Origin of the sequence: Pseudomonas sp. BF-RE-22 (assembly GCF_019956155.1) — a bacterium.
Taxonomy (GTDB): domain Bacteria; phylum Pseudomonadota; class Gammaproteobacteria; order Pseudomonadales; family Pseudomonadaceae; genus Aquipseudomonas; species Aquipseudomonas migulae.
On the sequence record NZ_JAHBDD010000021.1, the window covers coordinates 21,642 to 46,707 of the forward strand.

At 60.4% G+C, this 25,066-nt stretch carries 21 protein-coding genes and 1 pseudogene; 16 read left to right on the forward strand and 6 right to left on the reverse strand.

The window, feature by feature from the left end; all coding sequences use genetic code 11:
* Position 1 precedes the first annotated feature (1 nt).
* Together KGA82_RS12425 and KGA82_RS12430 are read right to left on the reverse strand one after the other, a co-directional pair.
* Positions 2 to 1,183 (reverse strand): amino acid ABC transporter permease, encoded by a 1,182-nt coding sequence (locus KGA82_RS12425; protein ID WP_008026631.1) that lies wholly within the window; start codon positions 1,181 to 1,183, stop codon positions 2 to 4.
* A gap of 65 nt (positions 1,184 to 1,248) precedes the next feature.
* Positions 1,249 to 2,283, reverse strand: coding sequence for an amino acid ABC transporter substrate-binding protein (locus KGA82_RS12430; protein WP_008026630.1), 1,035 nt, complete (start codon positions 2,281 to 2,283; stop codon positions 1,249 to 1,251).
* 467 nt (positions 2,284 to 2,750) lie between these two features.
* Here KGA82_RS12430 and KGA82_RS12435 point away from each other — a divergent pair, with 467 nt between their 5' ends.
* The 5 genes from KGA82_RS12435 to KGA82_RS12455 all read left to right on the forward strand — a co-directional run bounded on the left by KGA82_RS12435 (position 2,751) and on the right by KGA82_RS12455 (position 8,076).
* Complete coding sequence (locus tag KGA82_RS12435) at positions 2,751 to 3,407, forward strand: alpha/beta hydrolase (RefSeq protein WP_008026629.1); 657 nt, start codon at positions 2,751 to 2,753, stop codon at positions 3,405 to 3,407.
* 98 nt (positions 3,408 to 3,505) lie between these two features.
* A complete protein-coding gene (gene rhlB, locus KGA82_RS12440) occupies positions 3,506 to 4,993 on the forward strand; it encodes an ATP-dependent RNA helicase RhlB (RefSeq protein ID WP_223450550.1) in 1,488 nt (495 codons plus the stop codon).
* A gap of 144 nt (positions 4,994 to 5,137) precedes the next feature.
* Entirely contained in the window at positions 5,138 to 6,085 is a 948-nt protein-coding gene (locus KGA82_RS12445) for an ornithine cyclodeaminase family protein (RefSeq protein ID WP_223450552.1), read from the forward strand.
* A 146-nt stretch (positions 6,086 to 6,231) separates the two neighbouring features.
* Complete coding sequence (locus KGA82_RS12450; protein ID WP_223450554.1) at positions 6,232 to 7,359, forward strand: NAD(P)/FAD-dependent oxidoreductase; 1,128 nt, start codon at positions 6,232 to 6,234, stop codon at positions 7,357 to 7,359.
* A gap of 90 nt (positions 7,360 to 7,449) precedes the next feature.
* Complete coding sequence (locus tag KGA82_RS12455) at positions 7,450 to 8,076, forward strand: transcriptional regulator (protein WP_008026625.1); 627 nt, start codon at positions 7,450 to 7,452, stop codon at positions 8,074 to 8,076.
* A 434-nt stretch (positions 8,077 to 8,510) separates the two neighbouring features.
* Here the strand turns inward: KGA82_RS12455 and hmpA are convergent, their stop codons facing one another.
* Positions 8,511 to 9,692, reverse strand: a complete 1,182-nt coding sequence (gene hmpA, locus KGA82_RS12460; RefSeq protein ID WP_207286063.1) for an NO-inducible flavohemoprotein — start codon at positions 9,690 to 9,692, stop codon at positions 8,511 to 8,513.
* Positions 9,693 to 9,848: 156 nt separating this feature from the next.
* Here hmpA and norR point away from each other — a divergent pair, with 156 nt between their 5' ends.
* The 5 genes from norR (at position 9,849) to KGA82_RS12485 (ending at position 14,312) form a co-directional block, all read left to right on the forward strand.
* Positions 9,849 to 11,399, forward strand: coding sequence for a nitric oxide reductase transcriptional regulator NorR (gene norR, locus KGA82_RS12465; protein WP_207286064.1), 1,551 nt, complete (start codon positions 9,849 to 9,851; stop codon positions 11,397 to 11,399).
* Positions 11,400 to 11,621: 222 nt separating this feature from the next.
* Complete coding sequence (locus KGA82_RS12470) at positions 11,622 to 12,524, forward strand: chemotaxis protein CheV (RefSeq protein ID WP_008026621.1); 903 nt, start codon at positions 11,622 to 11,624, stop codon at positions 12,522 to 12,524.
* Positions 12,525 to 12,549: 25 nt separating this feature from the next.
* Positions 12,550 to 13,008 carry a GNAT family N-acetyltransferase gene (locus KGA82_RS12475; RefSeq protein WP_192228975.1) on the forward strand — a complete coding sequence of 153 codons (459 nt, stop codon included), beginning with the start codon at positions 12,550 to 12,552 and terminating at the stop codon, positions 13,006 to 13,008.
* Positions 13,009 to 13,152: 144 nt separating this feature from the next.
* Positions 13,153 to 13,479: a hypothetical protein gene (locus KGA82_RS12480; protein ID WP_192228974.1), complete on the forward strand. Its 327-nt coding sequence runs from the start codon at positions 13,153 to 13,155 to the stop codon at positions 13,477 to 13,479.
* An 83-nt stretch (positions 13,480 to 13,562) separates the two neighbouring features.
* Complete coding sequence (locus KGA82_RS12485) at positions 13,563 to 14,312, forward strand: YkgJ family cysteine cluster protein (RefSeq protein WP_008037308.1); 750 nt, start codon at positions 13,563 to 13,565, stop codon at positions 14,310 to 14,312.
* Here the strand turns inward: KGA82_RS12485 and KGA82_RS12490 are convergent.
* The 3 genes and pseudogenes from KGA82_RS12490 to KGA82_RS12495 all read right to left on the reverse strand — a co-directional run bounded on the left by KGA82_RS12490 (position 14,309) and on the right by KGA82_RS12495 (position 16,306).
* Positions 14,309 to 15,355, reverse strand: a complete 1,047-nt coding sequence (locus KGA82_RS12490; protein ID WP_411737627.1) for a methyl-accepting chemotaxis protein — start codon at positions 15,353 to 15,355, stop codon at positions 14,309 to 14,311. The two genes, KGA82_RS12485 and KGA82_RS12490, sit on opposite strands and share 4 nt — an antisense overlap.
* Positions 15,356 to 15,610: 255 nt before the next feature.
* Positions 15,611 to 15,892 (reverse strand): annotated as a pseudogene (locus KGA82_RS29485) (PAS domain-containing protein); the annotation flags it as partial.
* Between the two features lie 156 nt (positions 15,893 to 16,048).
* Positions 16,049 to 16,306, reverse strand: coding sequence for a hypothetical protein (locus KGA82_RS12495; protein WP_008026610.1), 258 nt, complete (start codon positions 16,304 to 16,306; stop codon positions 16,049 to 16,051).
* Between the two features lie 372 nt (positions 16,307 to 16,678).
* On the opposite strand from KGA82_RS12495, the gene KGA82_RS12500 reads away from it, so the two are divergent.
* The 6 genes from KGA82_RS12500 to KGA82_RS12525 all read left to right on the forward strand — a co-directional run bounded on the left by KGA82_RS12500 (position 16,679) and on the right by KGA82_RS12525 (position 24,926).
* Positions 16,679 to 17,839 (forward strand): efflux RND transporter periplasmic adaptor subunit, encoded by a 1,161-nt coding sequence (locus tag KGA82_RS12500; RefSeq protein WP_008032295.1) that lies wholly within the window; start codon positions 16,679 to 16,681, stop codon positions 17,837 to 17,839.
* On the forward strand, positions 17,836 to 20,940 hold the full coding sequence (locus KGA82_RS12505) for a multidrug efflux RND transporter permease subunit (protein ID WP_008037306.1): 3,105 nt from the start codon (positions 17,836 to 17,838) through the stop codon (positions 20,938 to 20,940). Before KGA82_RS12500 ends, KGA82_RS12505 begins: the two co-directional genes overlap by 4 nt.
* A gap of 9 nt (positions 20,941 to 20,949) precedes the next feature.
* Positions 20,950 to 21,627 carry a heavy metal response regulator transcription factor gene (locus KGA82_RS12510; protein WP_007916978.1) on the forward strand — a complete coding sequence of 226 codons (678 nt, stop codon included), beginning with the start codon at positions 20,950 to 20,952 and terminating at the stop codon, positions 21,625 to 21,627.
* The gene (locus KGA82_RS12515; RefSeq protein WP_223450556.1) at positions 21,617 to 22,981 is read left to right on the forward strand and encodes a heavy metal sensor histidine kinase; all 1,365 of its coding nucleotides are present in this window, start codon (positions 21,617 to 21,619) and stop codon (positions 22,979 to 22,981) included. Before KGA82_RS12510 ends, KGA82_RS12515 begins: the two co-directional genes overlap by 11 nt.
* Before the next feature lie 215 nt (positions 22,982 to 23,196).
* Positions 23,197 to 23,421, forward strand: a complete 225-nt coding sequence (locus KGA82_RS12520; protein WP_032832350.1) for a hypothetical protein — start codon at positions 23,197 to 23,199, stop codon at positions 23,419 to 23,421.
* 194 nt (positions 23,422 to 23,615) lie between these two features.
* Complete coding sequence (locus tag KGA82_RS12525; protein WP_223450558.1) at positions 23,616 to 24,926, forward strand: OprD family porin; 1,311 nt, start codon at positions 23,616 to 23,618, stop codon at positions 24,924 to 24,926.
* Positions 24,927 to 25,066 lie beyond the last annotated feature (140 nt).

Here is a 25,066-nt window from a genome sequence, read left to right on the forward strand (position 1 = left end):
CTTACCGCTCGATCAGCGCAATGCGCTTGTTGTACCAGTTCATCAGCAGGGAAATGCTGATACTGATCGCCAGGTACACGCTCATGGTGATGGCAATTACTTCGATCGCCTGCCCGGTCTGGTTCAGCACCGTACCGGCAAACAACGAGACCATCTCCGGATAACCGATACCGGCCGCCAGCGAAGAGTTTTTCGCCAGGTTCAGGTATTGGCTGGTCAGCGGCGGAATGATCACGCGCAGTGCTTGCGGGATGATCACTTTGCGCAGCGTCGGACCGTTACGCAGACCCAGCGAGTGTGCCGCTTCGGTCTGGCCGTGGCTGACCGACTTGATGCCCGAACGCACGATCTCGGCGATGAACGCCGCGGTGTACACGGTCAGGGCCAGGGTCAGTGCCAGCAGTTCCGGGATCAGCACCCAGCCACCGACAAAGTTGAAGCCTTGCAGCTTGGGCATTTCCCAGTGCACGGGTGCACCGAAGATCAACGCGCACAGCGCCGGGATCGCAAAGAACAGCGCCAGGCCAACCCAGAACTTGTGGAACGGCACACCGGTCGCTTCGAAGCGTTTGGTGGCCCAGCGGCTCATCAGCACGATCGCGACAATGGCCACGACGATGCTGATCACAAACGGCCAGAAACCGTCCGCCATCAACGCTGCCGGCATGTTCAGGCCGCGGCTGCTGACGAAGAAGGTGTCGCCGAAGTTATGGCTGTTGCGTGGCCCCGGCATGGTCAGGAACACCGCGAAGTACCAGAACAGGATTTGCAGCAGCGGCGGAATGTTGCGGAAGACTTCCACATAAACAGTCGCCAGCTTGCTGATGATCCAGTTCTTCGACAGCCGTGACACGCCGACGATGAACCCGAGGATTGTCGCCAGGATCACGCCGATGAAGGTCACCAGCAGCGTGTTGAGCAGGCCGATGACAAACACCCGGGCATAACTGTCCGATTCGGTGTAGTCGATCAAGTGTTGAGCGATGCCGAAACCGGCACTGCGCTCCAGAAAGTCGAAACCGGAGGTAATGCCCCGGTGTTGAAGGTTGGTCTGCGTGTTGTCGAACAGGTACCAGCCCATCGAGACCACCGCCACAATGGTGATGATCTGAAATAGCCACGCACGCACTTTGGGATCGCTGAGGCTGAGCCTCTGCTTTGGTGCGCCGATTGAATTTTGCATGAAGTGCCCCGGATGTAATGGAACAGAACATCACCCGGTGGTTGGCCCACCGGGTGATAGAACCATCAGCGCACTGGTGGTGCGTATTGAATGCCGCCGTTGTTCCACAGAGCGTTCAGCCCGCGGTCGATGGCCAGCGGAGTGTCCTTGCCGAGGTTTTTCTCGAACACTTCACCGTAGTTACCGACTTGCTTGACGATCTGCACGACCCAGTCTTTCTTCACTTTCAGGTCTTTGCCGTATTCACCGTCGGTACCCAGCAGACGAGCGACGTCCGGGTTCTTGGTGCCTTTGGCTTCAGCTTCGACGTTTTTCGAAGTGATGCCGGCTTCTTCAGCGTTGAGCATGGCGTAGCCAGTCCAGCGCACGATGGCCAGCCACTCGTCGTCGCCATTACGTACGACCGGGCCCAGAGGCTCCTTGGAGATGGTTTCCGGCAGAACGGTGTAGTCGTTCGGGGTCGCCAGCTTGCTGCGTTGTGCGTAGAGCTGGGATTTGTCGGAGGTCAGCACGTCGCAACGACCGGATTCCAGCGACTTGGCGCTTTCATCGGAGGTGTCAAAAGTGATTGGGGTGTATTTCAGACCGTTGCCGCGGAAGTAGTCGGAAACGTTCAGCTCGGTGGTGGTACCGGCTTGAATGCAGATGGTGGCGCCGTCGAGCTCTTTGGCGCTTTTCACGCCCAGAGTCTTGCTGTTTACCAGGAAACCGATGCCGTCGTAGTAAGTGATGAAACCAGGGAATTTCAGACCCATGCCCGAATCACGGGAGCTGGTCATGGTGGTGTTGCGCGACAGGATGTCGATTTCGCCAGACTGCAGCGCGGTGAAGCGCTCTTTGGCGTTCAACTGACTGAACTTGACCTTGGTCGCGTCGCCGAAGACGGCAGCGGCCACAGCGCGGCAGTAGTCAGCATCGATACCGACGATCTTGCCATTGGCGTCCGGAACCGAGAAACCAGGCAGGCCATCGCTGACGCCGCACTGTACGAAACCTTTCTTCTGCACTGCATCCAGGGTTGCACCCGCCTGAGCGAACCCGCTGACACCGAGTACTGCGGCTGCAGACACGATAGCCAGGGTGGATTTCAACATCTTCATTCAAACCTCCAGTTTTGCTCTTGTTGTGTCGGAGCTTGAGTCCAGTCGCACCCTTATGAGGCGTAGTTGACCCGTGTTGGTTTTTTTTGGGGTCAACCGACGTAGGACCTGCGCTATGAGTCTAGTAGGAGAAAATCCAAATCATGGACCACTCACTTCTCACCAATCGGCCGAACGGGCTGTAGCCCTTTCACGTTCGCGAAGCCCGTAGCGGCCACTGGCGAACATCCATCACCGGATTTTTTGCTATCCCACCACGAACAATGGCCTGATAGTGTTACCGACAGGCGTGGGATTTTTCGTACAGGCTTCCTATAGCAAAGCCCGTACCAGACCGCTCGCCAAAGCGTTTAAGGGACAGGTCAATAGCAAAACTTGTAGCCTTGCGACATCTTCTTAACGGATCAACCAGACGCGCACTCATCTCTCGCACTCAATGAGAGCGCACGCACACAATTGGAGCAGCCATGACCGAGCCCTTGATTCTTGAACCCGTCAAGCCCGCAGACGCCTGCGTTATCTGGCTGCACGGGCTGGGCGCCGACCGTTACGACTTCCTGCCGGTGGCCGAAGCGTTACAGGAAACCCTGCTGAGCACTCGCTTCGTTCTCCCTCAGGCACCGACCTGCGCCGTCACCATCAACGGTGGCTACGAGATGCCGAGCTGGTACGACATATTGGCCATGAGCCCTGCACGCGCGATCAACCGCGAGCAGCTGGAAGCGTCGTCGGACCGGATCATCAAATTGATCGAAGTACAGCGAGCCGGCGGAATAGACGCTTCGCGAATTTTCCTGGCAGGTTTTTCCCAGGGCGGCGCCGTGGTGTTCCACACCGCATTTCTGAAATGGCAGGGGCCGCTGGGTGGCGTACTTGCCCTCTCTACTTATGCACCGACTTTCAGCGAAGGACTGGAGCTTTCGGCCAGCCAACAGCGGATTCCGGTGTTGTCGTTACACGGTCAGTACGATGACGTGGTGCAAAACTCGATGGGACGGACCGCCTACGAGTATTTAAAGCAGCATGGTGTCACCGTGACATGGCAGGAATACCCAATGGGTCACGAAGTGTTACCCGAGGAGATTCGCGACATCGGCACCTGGCTCGGCGAGCGCTTGCGTTAACGGCTCAGCTGAAAAACAGCCCATTGATCCATCCCCCTACGCCGCGCCCGATTCTTGCATTACACTGGCCGCCGTATATTCCTTAACCAATTGATGAGATGACCGTGCTCAAAGCACTCAAGAAAATGTTCGGTAAAAGCGAGACTGAGCAGCTCGCGCCAGTCTCCAGCGCTCCGTCTCACAGCCCCAGCCACCGCACCGACGGTAATCAGCCTGGCCGGACCGCCCCCGTAGCGGCACCGAAACAAGAGCCTGTGGCGACACCGGCCGTCCAGCCTGTTGAAGCGGCGGCTGCCGAGCAACCACACAGCGAAGCGCCGAAGCCCGCCAAACCGCGTCGTGAACCCAAGCCAAAAGCGCCGGTCATCCCCTGGAAACTCGAAGACTTCGTCGTCGAACCCCAGGAAGGCAAAACCCGATTCCACGATTTCAAACTTGCCCCGGAACTGATGCACGCCATCCAGGACCTCGGCTTCCCGTATTGCACGCCGATCCAGGCTCAGGTGCTGGGCTTCACCCTCGCGGGCAAAGACGCCATCGGTCGCGCCCAGACCGGCACCGGCAAAACCGCCGCGTTCCTGATTTCGATCATCACCCAGTTGCTGCAAACCCCGCCGCCGAAAGAGCGCTACATGGGTGAGCCTCGGGCGCTGATCATCGCGCCGACCCGTGAACTGGTGGTGCAGATCGCCAAGGACGCCGCCGACCTGACCAAGTACACCGGCCTCAACGTCATGACGTTTGTCGGCGGCATGGACTTCGACAAGCAGCTCAAGCACCTCGAAGCGCGTCATTGCGACATCCTCGTCGCCACCCCGGGCCGCCTGCTCGACTTCAACCAGCGCGGCGACGTGCACCTGGACATGGTCGAAGTCATGGTCCTGGACGAAGCCGACCGCATGCTCGACATGGGCTTCATCCCGCAAGTGCGTCAGATCATTCGCCAGACGCCGCCGAAGAACGAGCGCCAGACGTTGCTGTTCTCCGCGACCTTCACCGACGACGTGATGAACCTCGCCAAGCAATGGACCACCGACCCGTCGATCGTCGAGATCGAGGCGCAGAACGTGGCCAGCGAAAACGTCGAGCAGCACATCTACGCGGTGGCCGGTGCCGACAAATACAAACTGCTCTACAACCTGGTCAACGACAACGGTTGGGAGCGGGTGATGGTCTTCGCCAACCGCAAGGATGAAGTGCGGCGCATCGAAGAACGCCTGGTGCGTGACGGCGTCAATGCCGCGCAATTGTCTGGCGATGTGCCGCAGCACAAGCGCATCAAGACCCTGGAAGGTTTCCGCGAAGGCAAGATCCGCGTGTTGGTAGCCACCGACGTAGCCGGTCGTGGCATTCACATCGACGGCATCAGCCACGTGATCAACTTCACCCTGCCGGAAGTCCCGGACGACTACGTGCACCGTATCGGTCGTACCGGCCGTGCCGGCGCCGATGGCGTGTCCATCAGTTTTGCCGGTGAAGACGACTCCTACCAGCTACCGTCCATCGAGGCGCTGCTGGGTCGCAAAATCAGCTGCGAAACCCCTCCGACGCATCTATTGCGGGCGGTTGAGCGCAAGCGTCCGTAACAGAGGGTCGCCATAAAAGAAGCGCAGCCGGCAACGGACTGCGCTTTTTTTTCGTTCGTCGTTTTTTTTCAACAGGAGCTTGCCCGGCAGAACTAAAAGTCCATAATGGACAAATTAGTTTACTTGCCATTCCCGGAGCCGACCATGTCCAGCACGCCCTATGTGATCACCCAACCCCAGGCCCGCGAACTGCTGGCACAGGTCGACGTTCCGCAGATCCTGCGCAAGCTGTTCCGCGACCTGGCGGCCGGGCAAGCGGTGCAGCCGGCGCAACAACTGGTGGAGTTTCCCAAGGGCGCCGGCGATTTCATCAATTACTTGGGCGTGCTGGCCGAAGACGGGGTTTACGGGGTCAAGACCTCGCCTTACATCGTCCGCGAACAAGGCCCATTGGTGACCGCATGGACTTTGCTGATGTCGATGCAGACCGGCGAGCCGCTGCTATTGTGCGACGCCGGCGAACTGACCACCGCGCGCACCGCCGCGACAACCGCGGTGGCGGTCGATGCCCTCGCCCCGCTGAATGCAAACCGCCTGGCGATCATCGGCAGCGGCAAGGTCGCGCTGGCACACCTGCATTACGTCAAAGGCCTGCGCGACTGGGAAAGCATCCACCTTTTCTCGCCGAACCTGAGCAACCTCAGCCCTGAAGCCGTGGCGCAGATCAAAAGCCTCGACCCACGGCTGACCCTTGTCGACACGCGCGAAGCGGCCGTTCAGGACGCTGACGTGATAATGCTGTGCACGTCGTCCGCCGGCCCGGTGATCGACCCTTCCAGCCTGACCAAACCGGCGTTGATCACGTCCATCAGCACCAACGCACCGCGTGCCCATGAAGTGCCGCCGCAGAGCCTCAATGACATGCAGGTGTTCTGCGACTATCGTCTGACCACGCCGGGCTCGGCGGGTGAAATGCTGATTGCCGGCGAACAGCACGGCTGGGACGCAAGCGCCATCGTCGGCGACCTGCCGGGCTTGATCAGCGAAAAAGTCCAGCGCCCCGGCTATGACCGTCACGTGTTCTTCCGCTCCATCGGCCTGGGCCTGGAAGACATCGCACTGGCCAATGCCATCTACCGCCTGAAACCCTGACACCACCCCTGTAGGAGCGAGGCTTGCCCGCGAAGGCGGTGTGTCATTAAACATATATTGAGAATGACACACCGCCTTCGCGGGCAAGCCTCGCTCCTACAGGGGGCACCGACACTATTGGCATTTGCGCTCGACAGGAGACATTCATGAGCCAGGCAGACTTCATCATCATCGGCGGCGGGATCGCCGGCGCTTCCACCGGTTTCTGGCTGTCGCAGCACGCCCGAGTGATCGTGCTCGAACGCGAATCCCATCCGGCCTACCACTCCACCGGACGCTCGGCGGCGCTGTTCACCGCCGCTTACGGCACACCGCAGGTCCGAGCACTGACCCAGGCCAGCCGCGATTTCTTCGACGCCCCGCCTGCCGGTTTCTGCGAACACCCGCTGCTGACCCCGCGCGGCGAAATGACCGTGGACTTCACCGGCGACCCGGCCGAGCTCAACAACCAATACCTGAGCGCCAAAGCCACGGTGCCAGAGATGCAACTGCTCAGCGCCGACGAGGCCTGCGCGCGTTTGCCGATCCTGCGCCGGGAAAAAGTCCACGGCGCGATCTACGATCCGACCGCCAGCGACATCGACACCGACGCCTTGCACCAGGGTTACCTGCGTGGCATCCGACGCAATAAAAGTGAAGTGCATACCGACACTGAAGTCCTGAGCCTGACCCGCGACGGCGAAGGTGTGTGGCAGGTTCAAACCAACGGCCAGACCTTCAGCGCCCCGGTCATCATCAACGCTGCCGGCGCCTGGGCCGACAAGATCGGCGAACTGGCCGGCGCGAAACCGCTGGGCCTGCAACCGAAGCGCCGTGCAGCATTCATCTTCGCCGGGCCGGAAGGCGCGGACATCCACCATTGGCCGATGCTGGTCAGCCTCGACGAGTCGTTCTACATGAAGCCGGACGCCGGCATGTTCCTTGGCTCGCCGGCCAACGCCGACCCGGTTGAACCACACGACGTGCAGCCCGAAGAACTGGACATCGCCATGGGCATCTACCAGATCGAAGAAGCCACCACCCTGACCATCCGCCGCCCGACCCGCACCTGGGCCGGCCTGCGCAGCTTCGTCGCCGATGGCGATTTGCTGTCCGGTTTCGATCTGCAGGTGCCGGGGCTGTTCTGGGTTGCGGCGCAAGGCGGTTACGGCATCCAGACTTCGCCCGCCATGGGCCAGGCCAGCGCCGCGCTGGTACGCGGCGAAGCACTGCCCGAGCAACTCAAGCGTTTTGGCCTGGACGCCGGGATGCTGTCCCCTGCTCGCCTGGGCTGACCGGCGTCCTCAGGTGACGTGTCGACACGATTACGGCAAACTTCCAGCGCCCTTTTTGCAGGGCGCTGACGCTGCCTGGAGCTCCATTGTATGAACGCACCTGTAAAAGACCCGGCCCTGGACAACTTCCGCGCGATCGCCGATGCCATCGCTACGTTGTTCTTCCCCCACGCCGAGGTGGTGCTGCACGATCTGCGCACACAGAAAGTCGACTACATCGCCAACAACCTGTCGAAACGGGAAGTGGGTGACGACTCGGCGCTGGAAGACATGCTCAGCGATGACATCAGCGAACGGAACATCGGGCCGTACGAAAAGTTGAATTGGGATGGTCAGAAAATTCGCAGCCTGAGCAGCGTGCTGCGCGACAGCGACGGTCATCCGCTGGCGGTGCTGTGCATCAACCTGAATATTTCACTGTTCGAAAATGCCAAGGCCGCGCTGGACTTGTTCCTGTCGCCGAGCAAGCTGATCCCGCAACCGGACTCACTGTTCCGCGATGACTGGCAGGAGCGCATCAATACCTTCCTTCACGGCTGGCTGCGCGAACGTCAGCTGAGCCTGAACCTGCTGACCCGCGACCACAAACGCGAACTGGTGCTGGCCCTGCACGCCGAAGGCGCCTTCAAAGGCAAAAGCGCCTCGAACTATGTGGCCAACGTGCTGAACATGGGACGGGCGACGGTGTACAAACACCTGAAGGAATTGAAAGGCTGAAACACCCCGGATTACCAGCGACACACGCCCTGTAGGAGCACGGCTTGCCGGCGAAGGCGATTTCAAAGACGCCATCGCCAGCAAGCCAGCTCCTACAAGGTTCCGTGCAAACCACACGATGTTGCCCCCCCCAAAAAACCTGTAGGAGCCAGCTTGCTGGCGATAGCGATCTTGAAGACGCCATCGCCGGCAAGCCAGCTCCTACAAGGTTCCGTGCAAACCACACGATGTTGAGCCCCCCCAAAAACCTGTAGGAGCCAGCTTGCTGGCGATAGCGATCTTGAAGACGCCATCGCCGGCAAGCCGGCTCCTACAAGGTTCTGCGCCAGTCACACAACTCTGATGCGTCCCCCAATCTGTAGGAGCACGGCTTGCCGGCGAAGGCGATCTTGAAGACGCCTTCGCAGGCAAGCCTTGCTCCTACGGGTTTGTGTTTATTCCAACGCCGAAGCCGGGCCGAAGAACTCGTAGCGGCTTTGCTTCTCCGGTACACCCAAGGCTTTCAGGTGACGCTTCACCGCCGCCATGAAGCCTTTAGGCCCCAGGAAGTACGCATCCAGATCGCGTTGTTGCGGCAACCACTCACCCAGTTGCTCCTGACTCAACAACCCGACCTTGTGCGCCGCCGGGCTCACGCCGTCATCTTCGTCGTAGCAGTAGAAACGCTTGAGTTGCGGGTGACGCTCGGCCAATCCATCAATCCAGTCACGGAACGCGTGAACGCTGCCATTGCGTGCACAGTGGATAAAATGCACCGGCCGCTTGGTTTCCAGCGCCGCTTCGAGCATGGCCAGGGTCGGGGTAATACCGACGCCGCCGCTGATCAGCACCAACGGTTTATCGCTGTCGCTCAGGGTGAATTCGCCCGATGGCGGGAACAACTGAATGCTGGCGCCTACGTGCAGTTGATCATGCAAATGGTTCGAGGCGCGGCCACCGTGTTCACGCTTGACGCTGATGCGGTACTGGCCTTTGTTCGCCAGGGCCGACAGCGAATAGTTACGACGAATCTCTTCGCCATCGAGGATCAGTTTCATGCCGATGTACTGGCCGGGTTCTGCCGCGAGGATCGGACCTTTGTCTGCCGGCTCGAAGTAGAACGAAATGATTTCCGCGCTTTCCTCGACCTTGGCCGCAACGATGAACTCCCGCGCACCGCGCCAGCCGCCCGGGGCCTGTTCTTTCTGGTCGTAGATGCTGGTTTCAGCGCCGATCAGGATCTCGGCCAGTTGACCGTACGCCGCGCCCCAGGCGCTCATCACTTCCGGTGTGGCAATCTCTTCACCCAACACTTCGGAAATCGCACGCAACAGGCAGGTGCCGACAATCGGGTAGTGTTCCGGGAGGATTTGCAGCGCCACGTGCTTGTTGATGATTTTGGCCACCAGGTCGCCCAATTGGTCGAGCTGATCGATGTGGCGCGCATACATCAACACGCCGTTGGCCAGGGCGCGAGGTTGATCACCGGTGGCCTGGTGCGCCTGGTTGAACAGCGGGCGGACTTCCGGGTATTCGGAGAGCATCATGCGGTAAAAATGCGTGATCAATGCTTCGCCGCCGCTTTCCAGCAACGGTACAGTGGATTTGACGATTGCACGGTCTTGAACGCTAAGCATAAGGTGACTCCTGGACGACTTGGTTTTCTAACTGCTTTCCCTATGCATATCAGTTTCCGTGCCAGTTATTTAATCTTTATAAATCAATAAGTTAAAAACATTCTAGTCATAACGACACCCCCTGACTTATAGTCATACCGACTACACGGAGTCACTATGACTGCAAAATCCCTGCTCACCACACTGCTTCCCCTGGTCTCGGACCTGTCCCGCGAACTCCCCGAGGGCGAGCGCTATCGGCGCCTGCTCGAAGCCATGCGCGCCTTGCTCCCCTGCGACGCCGCCGCGCTGCTGCGCCTCGATGGCGAGTGGCTGGTGCCGCTGGCCGTCGACGGCTTGAGCACCGACACCCTCGGCCGACGCTTCAAGGTCAGCGAACACCCTCGCTTCGAAGCCCTGCTCAGCAGCCCCGGCCCGACCCGTTTCGCCGCCGACAGCGACATGCCCGATCCTTATGACGGACTGGTCGATGGCCTCGACGATCACCTTGAAGTCCATGACTGCATGGGTTGCCCGCTGTTTATCGACGAACGTCCGTGGGGTTTGCTGACCCTCGACGCCCTCGACCCGGAACGCTTGGAACCGATCGAACTGGACGCCCTGCAAGCCTTCGCCAGCCTTGCCGCCGCCACGGTCAATGCCGCCGAGCGCATCGAACGGCTGGCCAATCGTGTCGAAGACGAGCATCAACGCGCCGAGGTGTACCGACAGGCCAGCGGCCAGCAGAACCGCGAAATGATCGGTCAGAGCAAGGCCCACAAACGCTTGGTCGAAGAGATCAGCCTGGTCGGCGGCAGTGACCTGACCGTGTTGATCACCGGCGAAACCGGGGTCGGCAAGGAACTGGTGGCTCAGGCGATTCACGCCGCCTCGCCCCGGGCCGACAAGCCGATCATCAGCCTCAACTGCGCCGCGCTGCCGGACACGCTGGTGGAAAGCGAACTGTTCGGCCATGTGCGCGGCGCCTTCACCGGGGCAACCAGCGACCGTCGCGGCAAATTCGAACTGGCCAATGGCGGCACGCTGTTTCTCGATGAAGTCGGCGAACTGTCGCTGACGGTGCAGGCCAAATTGCTGCGCGTGCTGCAAAGCGGTCAATTGCAGCGGCTGGGTTCGGACAAAGAACACCAAGTCGATGTGCGGCTCATCGCCGCGACCAACCGTGACTTGGCCGAAGAAGTGCGCAGTGGCCGTTATCGTGCCGACTTCTACCACCGGTTGAGCGTTTACCCGCTATTGGTGCCGGCCCTGCGGGATCGCGGGCGGGATGTGCTGCTGCTCAGCGGTTTCTTCCTGGAGCAGAACCGTTCGCGCATGGGCCTCAACAGCCTGCGCCTGAACAGCGATGCCCAGGCGTCGTTGCTGGCGTATGACTGGCCGGGTAATGTGCGGGAGCTGGAGCATTTGATTGGGCGCAGCGCGTTGAAAGCGCTGGGTAACTGCAGGGAACGGCCGAAGATTCTCAGCTTGAGTGCGGCGGATCTGGATTTGCCCAGCGGCAGCGTTGAGGTAACGCCCGAGTCGCCAACCGCGACGCCAGTGACATTGGTGTCAGGGGATTTGCGCGAGGCGACTGAAAGTTATCAGCGGCAATTGATCAGCGCTTGCCTGGATCGGCACCACAATAACTGGGCGAGCGCGGCGCGTGAGCTGGGCTTGGATCGGGCGAATCTCGGAAGAATGGCCAAAAGACTGGGCATGAAATGAACGCTTTTGTAGGAGCCGGCTTGCTGGCGATGGCATCACCACGGTTTGTCTGACGGACCGCGGTGATGCTATCGCCAGCAAGCCGGCTCCTACAGGTCGGGACAGCATTTCGCCGTACATCGGCATTTAGCCTAAAGCCTGCCCCCATCAAGTCGATAACCCGGCATCGATAGCTTTTGGCGACTTCCATTCGCCCATCACCTTTTTCCACAGAAGGTTTTTATGTCCTCCACCAAAGCCCGCGCAGATTCACTTTCGCTTCTGCTGTTTACCTTGCGCAGCGGCAAGTTGATGGCGATCAACCTGCTCAAGGTCAGTGAAATCATCCCCTGCCCGCCGCTGACCAAGCTGCCGGAGTCGCACCCTCACGTCAAAGGCATCGCCACCCTGCGCGGCGCGTCGTTGTCGGTGATCGACCTGAGCCGTGCGATCGGCGAGCGGCCGCTGGAAGACCCGAACGGCGGCTGCCTGATCGTCACCGACGTCAGCCGCTCCAAACAGGGCCTGCACGTTCAGGCGGTGAGCAAGATCGTCCACTGCCTGACCACCGACATCCGTCCTCCGCCCTTCGGCTCCGGCGGTGTGCGCTCGTACATCACTGGCGTGACCTCGGTCGACGGTACGCTGGTGCAGGTGCTGGACATCGAAAAGGTCATCCACGGCATCGCCCCGGCGCAGATCGAAACGGCCCCGACCGAACTGAGCATGGAAGACGCGGAAGTGCTCGGCAACGCGCGCATTCTGGTGGTCGATGACAGCCAGGTGGCCCTGCAACAATCGGTGCACACCCTGCGCAACCTCGGCCTGCAATGCCATACCGCGCGCAGTGCCAAGGAAGCCATCGATTGCCTGCTGGACCTGCAAGGCACCGCCCAGCAGATCAACCTGATTGTTTCAGACATCGAAATGTCAGAGATGGACGGCTACGCCTTCACCCGCACCCTGCGCGAAACCCCGGATTTTGCGCACCTGTATGTACTGCTGCACACCTCGCTGGACAGCGCGATGAACAGCGAGAAAGCGCGTCTGGCCGGCGCCAACGCGGTGCTGACCAAGTTCTCTTCGCCGGACCTGACCAAGTGCCTGATCGAAGCGGCCAAGGCTGTCGCCGAACAAGGTCACTGAGTTGGCCGAGGTTTTTTGTTTTCTGATGCGGCGCAACCTGGCGGAGGTTGTGCCCGCAATCACCTGGCCTCAGGGCATTGTCCTGCACGAATATCGTCCAGAACTGGCAGAAGACGTTCATCGTTTGATGGAGCTGGGTTATCTGGACGGTGGCGGGCGCGTGCCCGCATTGGATATCTGGCAACAGCGGTTTGAGACGGACCCTGAATACGATCCCTCCCTGTGCTTCATTGCGCAGGATACCGACGGTATCGTGGGTGTATGCCAGTGCTGGACCAGCGCCTACATCAAGAATCTGGTCGTGCACCCGCGAGCCCAGGGTCAGGGTTTGGGCCGGGCGTTGTTGTTGAATGCATTCAACGTGTTTCAGCAGCGTCGCGAAGGTTTTGTGGATTTGAAGGTATTGGAAGACAACCTTCGGGCGCAGCGGTTGTATGAAAGTGCCGGGATGATCGTGGTCCGCCGGGAGCCGGTTCCGGCCTGATACATCGCCTTCGCGGGCAAGCCTCGCTCCTACATTGTGATCACCGTACCTGTAGGAGCGAGGCTTGCCCGCGAAGGGACCGACACATTCAACCTCATCCCATCAGGCATACTCGGCCCACCCATGCCCAAGGATGCCTGACCCATGAAAGCCACCACCCTCACCTTCCTCTGCCTCACCGCCCTCGCCACCCAAACCCACGCCTCCAGCCCAGACGCCTGGGCCGCTTTCGACAAAGCCACGCTCGCCAGTTGCATCAAGGCCAGCGGCCTGACGGACGCTTCCCCCGTCGGCAAAGCCGCACAGTTCGATGACCGTGTCGACTACACCGCCGTGCTCCTGCAAGGCCGCTACCCGCAAAAACACATGAAAGGCCAGCAAGGCACCGAGCTGTGCCTCTACAACAAAAAAAGCAAAACCGCCTACGTGACCGAATGGGACTCCATCCGCCTACCCGCCAAATCCCGGTAAATGGCGCATAACTTGCTTCGTCGCTGACTTCTGCGGTGGCATTCTGTCGCCATTTCGGGCCCTGACAAGCGACTGATCTTTTAATGAATACAACGTTTTCCTGCGTAGGTTGCGGCAAATGCTGCAATGACCATCACGTCCCCCTGACCCTGGCCGAAGCCCGGATGTGGGCGGCCGACGGCGGTCAGGTGATCGTGCTGGTGGAAGGTTTCCTCGGCAACGGCCTTGGCCTGCCGGTGCAGCAACGCGAACATGCCGAGCGCCGTTCGGTGGTGGTTCAAAGCGGCGACTGCGAGGCCTACGTAGCCATCACGTTTGCGGCGTACAACGTCGGTCCCTGCCGGAATCTTGACGAAGACAACCTCTGCCGCATCTACGAACGCCGGCCGCTGGTGTGCCGCATCTATCCGATGGAAATCAATCCGCACATCCCCCTCAACCCGGCGATCAAGGAATGCCCGCCCGAATCGTGGGAAAAAGGCCCGGATCTGATCATTGGCGGTGAATTGGTCGATCACGAGCTCGCAGGACTCATCCAGCGTTCCCGCCAGGCAGATCGCGACGATATCCGCACCAAAGATGCGATTTGCGCCTCACTGGGGATTCGGACCACGGCCCTGAAGGGCGATGGATTCACCGCGTATCTGCCGGACATGAGCGCGTTCGCCACGGTCATCGATCAGGTGGCGCAACAGCCGCTGACAGGATCGGACAGTGACTGGCAGTTCCACGTATCGGGTGACGACATCGCCGGGCAAGTGTTGGCGGCCGGTGCGCACGTGGCCACCGAGACGCCGCTCAACTATGCCTTCATTTCGTTGCGCGCGGCTTAACGGCGGGCTCGCCAAAACTCTTGCGCCAACAACCGCAAGTCCCCCGCCAGCCCCGCCACATCGGTGGAATTCGCCTGGCTTTGCTGCCCCTCACTGACCGTGACCTCGCAGGCTGAGCGAATGCTGATGATGTTGCGGTTGATGTCTTCGCTGACGCTGCTCTGCTCTTCCACCGCCGAAGCGATTTGCAGGCTCATTTGCGTGATCTGATTGACCCGCCGACTGATCGCGTCCAGCGAATCGGCGGCGCGTCGGGCCTGTTCGACGCTGTTATCCACCTGTTCGCTGCTTTGTTGCATCACCACCACCGCGTCCCGCGTGCCGTTTTGCAGGGTGCTGATCATGCGTTGAATCTCGTTGGTCGATTGCTGGGTACGCTGGGCCAGGCCACGGACTTCGTCGGCCACCACCGCGAAACCGCGCCCGGCATCCCCGGCACGCGCCGCTTCGATGGCCGCGTTGAGGGCCAGCAGATTGGTTTGCTCGGCGATGCTGCGGATCACATCCAGTACGCCGGTAATCTCGCTGCTGTGCCCCTCCAGTTGATGAATCACCTCGGTGGCGCGCGCCAGCTCCTCCGCCAGACGCAGCACCGCATGGCGACTTTCACTCACCAATTGATGACCTTCACGGGTTTCGTTGCCGGCCAGGTCAGCCGCCTGGGACGCCTGCTGCGCATGACCGGCAACCTCGGCCACGCTGGCAGACATCTGGTGAATCGCCGCCGCCACCTGATCGGTTTCAGCCTGCTGGGCCAGCGTGCTGTTATGACTGCCTTGCAGGTGTTCGACCAGTTCCGCCGCGTGCCCGGCCAGGCGCTGCGACGCATCGCCGATGCGCCCCACCACCGCGCCGATCTGCGCTTCGAGCATCTGGAAGGCAAACTCGATCTGGCCGAACTGATCGCGGCGACCGGTGTAAACAGCCTGGCTCAACGGGTTGTCGGCAATCTGCCGGGCGCGTTCGGTCAACGCTTTCAGCGGACGCAACATGAATCCGGTGCCGACCGCTGCCAAACCACTGCCCACGACAAACGCCAGCACGCCGAAAACGGCTGACGAAGGGTTTAGCCACGCCTCGATGCCCACCACACAGGCCAATGTCGCACTGAACAGCGCCGTCACCTTGAGACCCGGACCGAGCACGGGCAGCCGCTGCCACAGTGATGTACGACCACTGCGAAGCTGTGCGTAGGCTTTTTCCGCAGCTTCGATCTGCCGCACCGAGGGTTTGGTCCGGACCGACTGATACTCCACGGCTTTACCGTTCTGCGTCACCGGCGTGGCATACGCGCTCACCCAATAGTGATCGCCATTCTTGCAGCGATTTTTCACCAGCCCCATCCATGAGCGGCCGCTTTTGAGGGTCTGCCACATATGCGCGAAAGCCGCCGCCGGCATGTCCGGGTGGCGCAGCAAGTTGTGCGTCGAGCCCAGCAACTCCTCACGGCTGTAGCCGCAGATGTTGATGAAATCATCGTTGGCGTAGGTGATCGCGCTGGTCAGATCAGTGGTCGAGAGGATGTTCGCATCAGCCGCAACGTCGACATTACGGCCGGTCACCGGGAGGTTGATCTTCATGGAAAGCGCGCTCGTTGGATGGAAAGAGTCGGCAGGGCTGCTGACTCTAAGCGCACTGATTCCACAAACGTTGATCTGGCTCAGGATATGAGCACTTAGCCATCACCGCGATTGAAAACCGCGGCCGATGGCCAATGGCGGGGGGGGCGTTAAAACTCAGCGTTTGCCCATCGAACGACGGGTGCCGGGAGGCGCTGCGCCGGGGGTCTTGGTGTGGCCGTTCTTGGCGCCGTTCTTGTACCAGGGCTGGCTGGCGGTTTTCGCGGCGGCCAGTTCACCCGGTTTGAACGGGAACTTGAATGCCGGGATCGCGGCTTTGGTTTCGCTGTCTGCGCTGGAGTCGACGCTGTCTGGCAGGTCTGCCTGGTCGTCGCTCAAAGCGTCGGCAACCGGCGGTTGTGTCGGGGAAGTCATGAAAGCTCCGGGTGATGCAAAAGAGTCGGGCCCGGTCAGCGAGCCGCGAAAGGCGGCAGTATACCTTCACACGATCCCTGTAGGGGCAGCCGGTCGACGGTCAATTGCTCGCGAAAAACCTCCAGGCGGCGTATTCATCCAGACAGCCCGCGTTATCGTTGACGTCCATCGCCAGCAAGCCGGCTCCTACAGGGGTTCACCGTGCCCATTGTAGGAGCCGGCTTGCTGGCGATGAGGCCAGAACAGACAACACAAACTCCAAACTGACAGCGCCGTCAGTTAGCAGTCACCTTCCTGACCGGCGAACAGGTTTATAAAGGAAGGTATAACCCTGACAAAATTCCGTCCTCCCAGCCCCGGCGCCCCACTCGCATGCGAATTCAGAAAAAACCCGCCCTGCTCGCCGCCCTCCTGATTGTCCTGGCAGCGCTGGGCGTGTGGTACGCCACCAAACCGGCCACGGCCAGACTCGCCGCGCCCACGGCGATCCCGGTTCGAGTGGTCAACGTCGCCGAAAAAGACGTTCCTCGTTACGTCAGCGGCATCGGCTCGGTGCTGTCCCTGCACAGCGTCGTGGTACGTCCGCAGATCGACGGCATCCTCACCAGAATCCTGGTCAAGGAAGGTCAATTGGTGAACAAGGGTGATTTGCTCGCCACCATCGATGATCGCTCGATCCGCGCCAGCCTGGATCAGGCCCGCGCACAGCTCGGCGAAAGCCAGGCGCAGCTGCAAGTGGCGCTGGTCAACCTCAAGCGTTACAAACTGCTGAGCGTCGACGACGGCGTATCCAAACAGACTTACGACCAGCAACAAGCGCTGGTCAACCAGCTCAAAGCCACCGCCCAAGGCAATCAGGCGTCGATTGACGCCGCTCAGGTGCAGCTTTCCTACACACAGATTCGCTCCCCGGTCAGCGGTCGCGTGGGGATTCGTACGGTGGACGAAGGCAACTTCCTGCGCATGACCGACACCCAAGGCTTGTTCACGGTGACGCAGATCGACCCGATTGCCGTGGAGTTTTCCCTGCCACAGCAAATGCTGCCAACCCTGCAAGGCCTGATCAACGATCCGGAACACGCCCAGGTGAAGGCCTACATCGGTGCCGACACCGATGGCGAAACCGGCAACCTGCTGGGCGAAGGCCACCTGACCCTGATCGACAACCAGATCAACGCCAACACCGGGACCATCCGCGCCAAGGCCGAATTCAACAACCCTGGACAGAAGCTATGGCCGGGCCTGCTGGTAACGGTAAAAATTCAGACAGCGCTGGAAAAGGATGCGCTGGTGGTGCCGCCCACCGTCGTACAACGTGGCCTCGATCAACACTTTGTGTACCGGGTCAAAGGTGACAAGGTTGAAACCGTCCAGGTGCAGATGGTCTATCAAGGCAGCGGTCAGGACATCATCAAAGGCGTGAAACCGGGCGACGTGCTGGTCAGCGACGGTCAGTCGCGCCTCAAGCCCGGTTCGACGGTCCAGGTGCTGACTGACCCCGCGCAAATGGTGCAAACGGAGTCGAAGCCATGAAGGGCCACGGCTCGGTTTCCGCGTGGTGCATCGATCATCCGGTGGCGACTATCCTGCTGACGTTTGCCCTGGTATTGCTCGGCGTCATTGCGTTCCCACGGTTGCCCATCGCGCCGCTGCCGGAAGCCGAATTCCCGACCATCCAGGTGGCCGCGCAACTGCCCGGCGCCAGTCCGGAAACCATGGCTTCCTCGGTGGCCACGCCGCTTGAAGTGCAATTCAGCGCCATTCCCGGCGTGACCCAGATGACCTCGAGCAGCGCCCTCGGCTCGACCAACCTGACCCTGCAATTCACCCTCGACAAAAGCATCGACACCGCCGCGCAGGAAGTGCAGGCCGCGATCAACACCGCCGCCGGCAAACTGCCCAAGGACATGCCGAACCTTCCGACCTGGCGCAAGGTCAACCCGGCCGACAGCCCGGTGCTGATTCTCAGCATCAACTCGACCCTGATGCCCGGCCCCGAACTCAGCGATCTGGTGGAAACCCTGCTGTCCCGTCAGATCAGCCAGATCGACGGTGTAGGCCAGATCAACATCACCGGCCAGCAACGTCCGGCGATTCGCGTTCAAGCCTCGGCAGACAAACTCGCGGCCATCGGCCTTACGCTGGCGGACATTCGTCTGGCGATCCAAAACACCAGCCTCAACCTGGCCAAAGGTGCGTTGTATGGCGAGTCGAGCATCTCGACACTGTCGACCAACGATCAGTTGTTCCACCCCGAGGAATACAGCCAACTCATCGTTTCCTACAAGGACGGTGCACCGGTTCACCTGAAAGATGTCGCCAAAGTCGTCAACGGTTCGGAAGATGCCTACGTACAAGCCTGGGCCGGTGACAAACCCGGCGTAAACCTGGTGATTTCCCGGCAACCGGGCGCCAACATCGTCGAGACCGTGGATCGCATTCAGGCCGCCCTGCCCGCTCTCGAAGCGATGCTGCCGGCGTCGGTGCAGGTCAAAGTGCTGGTTGACCGGACCCAGACCATCCGCGCCTCGTTGCATGAGGTGGAAGTCACCCTGCTGATCGCGATCATGCTGGTGGTGGCGGTGATGGCGCTGTTCCTGCGTCAGTGGTCGGCGACGCTGATCGTGTCGGCGGTGCTGGGTGTGTCGCTGGTCGCCAGTTTTGCCCTGATGTACATCATGGGCTTTAGCCTGAACAACCTGACACTGGTGGCGATCGTGGTGGCCGTGGGGTTTGTGGTCGACGATGCGATTGTCGTGGTGGAGAACATTCACCGACACCTGGAGGCCGGCGACGGCATGCGCGAGGCGGCGATCAAAGGCGCCGGCGAGATTGGTTTTACCGTGGTCTCGATCAGTTTTTCGCTGGTGGCGGCGTTCATTCCGCTGCTGTTCATGGGCGGCGTGGTCGGGCGGCTGTTCAAGGAGTTCGCCCTGACGGCCACGTCTACGATCATGATTTCAGTGGTGGTGTCGCTGACGTTGGCGCCGACCCTCGCCGCGCTGTTCATGCGTGCGCCAGTGCATCACGCCCACAGCAAAAAAACCTTTGGCGAACGCTTGCTGGCCGGCTACGAAAAGCTCCTGCGCCGTGCCCTCGCCCATCAGAAATTGATGATCGGGGTGTTCGGCATGTCCCTGGCCCTGGCCATCGCCGGCTACATCTTCATTCCGAAGGGTTTCTTCCCGGTGCAAGACACCGGTTTTGTCCTCGGCACCACCGAAGCCGCCGCCGATATTTCCTACGGCGACATGGTGAAAAAACACCTGGCGATGGCGGAAATCGTCGCGGCAGATCCAGCGGTCGCGGCGTTTTCCCACTCCGTCGGCGTCTCCGGCAGCAACCAGACCATCGCCAACGGCCGCTTCTGGATTTCCCTGAAAAAACGCAGCGAGCGCGACGTCTCGGCCAGCCAGTTCATCGACCGGATCCGTCCGCAACTGATGAAAGTCCCGGGCATCGTGCTGTACCTGCGCGCCGGCCAGGACATCAATCTCAGCTCCGGCCCGAGTCGCGCGCAGTACCAATACGTGCTCAAGAGCAACGACGGCGCAACCCTCAGCACCTGGACCCAGCGCCTCACGGAAAAACTGCGCGCCAACCCGGCGTTCCGCGACATTTCCAACGACCTGCAACTGGGCGGCAGCATCACCCACATCAGCATCGACCGCAGCGCCGCCGCGCGTTTCGGCCTGACCGCCAGCGATGTCGACGAAGCGCTGTACGATGCGTTCGGTCAGCGGCAGATCAACGAATTCCAGACCCAGATCAACCAGTACAACGTGATCCTGGAACTGGACACCAGGCAACGCGGCAAAGCTGAAAGCCTCAATTATTTCTACCTGCGCTCGCCGCTCAGCGGGGAAATGGTGCCGCTGTCGGCGCTGGCGAAATTCGATGCGCCGACGGTTGGCCCGTTGTCCATCGCCCACGACGGCATGTTCCCGGCCGCCAACCTGTCGTTCAACCTGGCGCCCGGCGTGGCGCTTGGCGATGCGGTGATCATGCTCAATCAGGCCAAGGCCGAGATCGGCATGCCGGCCGCCATGAGCGGCAACTTCCAGGGCGCGGCCCAGGCGTTCCAGAGTTCGCTGGCCAGCCAGCCGTGGCTGATTCTGGCGGCGCTGGTGGCGGTGTACATCATTCTCGGCGTGCTCTATGAGAGCTTCGTCCACCCGTTGACCATCATCTCGACGCTGCCCTCGGCGGGGCTCGGGGCGGTGATCATGCTGTGGATTTGCGGCCAGGATTTTTCGATCATGGCGTTGATCGGGCTGGTGCTGCTGATCGGTATCGTGAAGAAAAACGGCATCCTGATGATCGACTTCGCCCTCGACGCCCAACGCAACCGTGGCCTGCCGCCGGAAGAGGCGATTTTCCAGGCCTGCATCACGCGGTTCCGGCCGATCATCATGACCACCCTCGCCGCCCTGCTCGGCGCGCTGCCTCTGATGCTCGGCTACGGCACCGGCGCCGAACTGCGCCAGCCGTTGGGGATCGCGGTGGTCGGCGGCTTGCTGGTGAGCCAGGCGCTGACGCTGTTCACCACTCCGGTCATATACTTGTGGCTGGAGCGACTATTTCATCGGCCCAAAAAACCAGCGCCCGTACCGGTGCTGGCGACCACAGACTGAGGCGGGGTCATGCGCGTTCTGATTATCGAAGACGAGGAAAAAACCGCGGATTATTTGCACCGCGGCCTGACGGAACAGGGTTACACCGTGGACCTGGCGCGGGACGGCGTTGAAGGCCTGCACCTGGCGCTGGAAAGCGACTACGCGGTGATCGTCCTCGACGTGATGTTGCCGGGCCTCGACGGCTTCGGCGTGCTGCGCGCCTTGCGTGCGCGCAAGCAAACCCCGGTGATCATGCTCACCGCCCGCGAGCGTGTCGAAGACCGCATCAAAGGCCTGCGCGACGGCGCCGACGATTACCTCGGCAAACCGTTTTCCTTCCTCGAACTGGTGGCGCGCCTGCAAGCGCTGACCCGGCGCAGCGGCGGTCATGAACCGGTGCAAGTGAGCATCGCCGACCTGTGGATAGATTTGATCAGCCGCAAGGCTACCCGCGCCGGCACGCGTCTGGACCTGACCGCCAAGGAGTTCTCGCTGCTCAGCGTGCTGGCCCGCCGACAAGGGGAAATCCTCTCGAAAACGGCGATTGCGGAAATGGTCTGGGACATCAATTTCGACAGCGACGCCAACGTCGTCGAAGTCGCGATCAAACGCCTGCGCGCCAAACTCGACGGGCCGTTCGACGAGAAACTGCTGCACACGATCCGTGGCATGGGTTATGTGCTGGAGAGCCGTGGTGTCCAGTAATTCGATTGCCCTGCGCCTCAGTGGAATGTTCACGCTGGTGGCGCTTTTGGTGTTTCTGCTGATCGGCTGGGCGCTCTATCAGCAGGTCGACAAAGGCCTGGGTTTGCTGCCCGAAGCCGAACTGGACGCACGTTACAGCGTGCTCGAATCCACCGTCGGCCGTTACGGCACGCCCGAGCATTGGGTGAAGATCAACAACAAGCTCAAGCTGCTCGGCGAAGAAGACAAACGCATCAGTTTCTGGATCACCAGCGGCGATCCGCACTACGAATATGGCAACCCGACGCCGCAAATCCGCGCCTTCGCCGAAGGCCCGCTGGGCATGCGCGATTTGCAGTTGCCGGGCCAGCCTTACCCAATGAAAGTGCTGGTCAGCCAGTTCCCGGCCAAGGATCAACGCCCGCCGCTGCGCTTCATGATCGGCATCGACACCGAGACGTTTTTTCAAACCCAGCATCATCTGCTGATTGCGCTGATCAGTCTGGCGATTGTCGGCGTGCTGCTGGCTTCGGCTCTCGGTTATTGGGTGGCGCGGATCGGCCTCAAGCCGTTGATCAAGTTGTCTCAGGAGGCTCAGCGCCTGGCGCCGCCGTTGCGTTCCGGGCGTTTGCGCTTATCGTCGTTGCCGCCGGAGCTCAATCAGTTCGTCAACTCGTTCAACTCCACGCTGGAGCGGGTCGAACAGGCTTACTCGCGGCTTGAGTCGTTCAATGCCGACGTCGCTCATGAGCTGCGCTCACCGCTGACCAATCTGATTGGTCAGACTCAGGTAGCGCTGACGCGCGGGCGTTCGGCGGAACACTATTTCGAAGTGCTGCAATCGAATCTTGAGGAGCTTGAGCGACTGCGTTCGATCATCAACGACATGCTGTTCCTCGCCAGTGCGGATCAGGGCAGCAAGGCCACCAAACTGACGTCCACCTCGCTGGCGGATGAAGTGGCGACGACGCTGGAGTATCTGGATTTCATTCTTGAAGACGCGCAGGTTCAAGTGCAGGTCCGTGGCGATGCGCAGGTACGGATCGAGATCGCACATCTGCGTCGAGCGCTGATCAACTTGCTGAGCAACGCGGTGCAACACACCGAGCCCGGGCAGGTGATTCAGGTGCAGATCGACGTCGAGGAGCATCAAGTCAGCATCGGCGTGGCAAACCCCGGTGCACCGATTGCCAACGAACATCTGCCGCGATTGTTCGAGCGCTTCTACCGGGTCGATGCGTCGCGCAGCAACAGTGGCAACAACCACGGCCTGGGGCTGGCGATCGTCAAGGCGATTGCGTTGATGCACGGCGGGGATGTGTTTGTGCGCAGTGACCACGGCATGAATACCTTCGGTATTCACCTTCCCGTCTGATCTTTCGCAAATCTGTAGGAGCCGGCTTGCTGGCGATCGGTCTTAAGTTCTGTGTTGTTTTTGAAGACGCCATCGCCAGCAAGCCGGCTCCTACAGGGTTGTGATCTTTGCTTATCCCGCAACAGTCCTTTATTGAATTGGCTCTGTTTCCCATCGGCCAGGATCCTTATCTTTGCGCCACCAAACAGCACTTGCCAAGCAAGAAGGTTTTAAAGATGTCCAACACTATGGGTATTGCCAGCGCTTTCGTTTTGTCCTCTTTGTTCCTCTCTCCATTCGCCATGGCTGAAGAGTCGCAGTCCTTCGTCGCACACAATGCAGCGCGCGCTGCAGCGTTTGAAGAACATCAGAGCGAAATGACGGCCAAGGCGCAGGGCGCTGCGCAAACCCCTCAAGCGTCGACCATTCAGGCCCAGCCACGGGTCGAAAAAGATAGCTGATCGCTCACATCGCTCTATTTCCCTCGACACTTTTCGTCGGCTCTTCCTGTTGAAAAGTTGTCTTCAAAGCCGCTGCTATCAGCGGCTTTTTTTTGTTGTGGTTCAAATGCTGTCCGGTTCGTCTTCCCTGACAAGAAACATCCCGCACTTCAAAACAATGAAGTGTTCAGTAGACCCAAGGAGCTGTACCGCTAGTGCGTTTCCCTCAAAGATTCAATCCGTTGTTCATTGCAATCGCCGTAACGATGCCAATCAACGCCAAGGCCGCCGACCAAGAAGGTTTTGTCGAAGGTTCGAGCCTCAACCTCAATGCCCGCAACTACTACATGAACCGCAACCGCCTGCAGCAGGCGGACGACAATATTGAATGGGGCCAGGGTTTCCTGGGGGTCTTCGAATCGGGTTTTACCGAAGGCACCGTCGGTTTCGGTCTGGATGCCCACGCCATGCTCGGGCTTAAGCTGGACGGCGGAGGCGGTACCGATAATTCGAGCATCCTGCCGATCAGTGACGGCAACGGCAAAGCGCCGGGGTCGTTTTCGACGGCGGGTGGCACGCTGAAAATACGCGCCTTCGATACCGAGCTGAAGGCCGGTGACCTGTTTCTCGCCAACCCGGTGATCGCCGGCGGCGAGACGCGCATGCTGCCGCAGACCTTTCGCGGCGTCAGCTTGACCAATCACAGCTTCGACGGTTTTCTGATTGAAGGTGGCCAGGCGAGTTTCACCAAGCCCTACAACCAAAGCGGTCATACGCGCATCGGCACGTCCTATGGCAGCCTCGCCGAGGGCGACGAAAGCCAGCACCTGAACTGGGCCGGCGTGGCCTGGAGCGGCCTGCCGGGGTTGACCAGCAGCCTTTACGCCGCCGAACTCAAGGACATCTGGAACCAGTATTACTACGACCTGGATTACACCTACGCGCTGTACGAACTGATCAGCCTCAGTCCGGGCCTGCACGTTTATCACACGCAGGACACCGGCGATGCGCTGCTGGGCAACATCGACAACAACACTTACAGCCTGCATTTCACCGTCGGCGTGGGCAATCACAGCGTCACCGCCGCTTACCAGCGGGTCAACGGCAACACGCCGTTCGACTACATCAGCCAGGGCGACAGCATTTTTCTCGACAACTCCCAGCAGTATTCCGACTTCAATGGCCCGAATGAACGCTCGTGGAAACTCAAGTACGCCTACGACTTTATCGGACTCGGCCTACCCGGCCTGACCTCGGCGGTGTCTTACTCTCGGGGCGAGCTGGACCTGACCAAAGCCGATCCAGACAGCCGCGGCTACGCCTCGTGGTACAGCGCCGACGGCAAAAATGCCAAGCACTGGGAGCGTGACATTGATCTGAAGTACGTGGTCCAGGGCGGCAAGGCCAAGGATCTGTCGGTACGCCTGCAATGGGCCACCAACCGTGGGGGCAACGGTTATGGCGCGCTGGATCAGGACACTGATGAATACCGGCTGATCGTCGACTACCCGCTGAATGTCTTCTAAGCTTCGCTAAGCAAAAGGCCAGCATCTTTTGCTGGCCTTTTTTTTATCCGGCCTTTATACAAGCCCTCTGGACGCGACCGGTTTCTGGGACTCTGCCCGACTCTTGTAAAAAACTTTCATAACACCTTATTTGCAGAAGC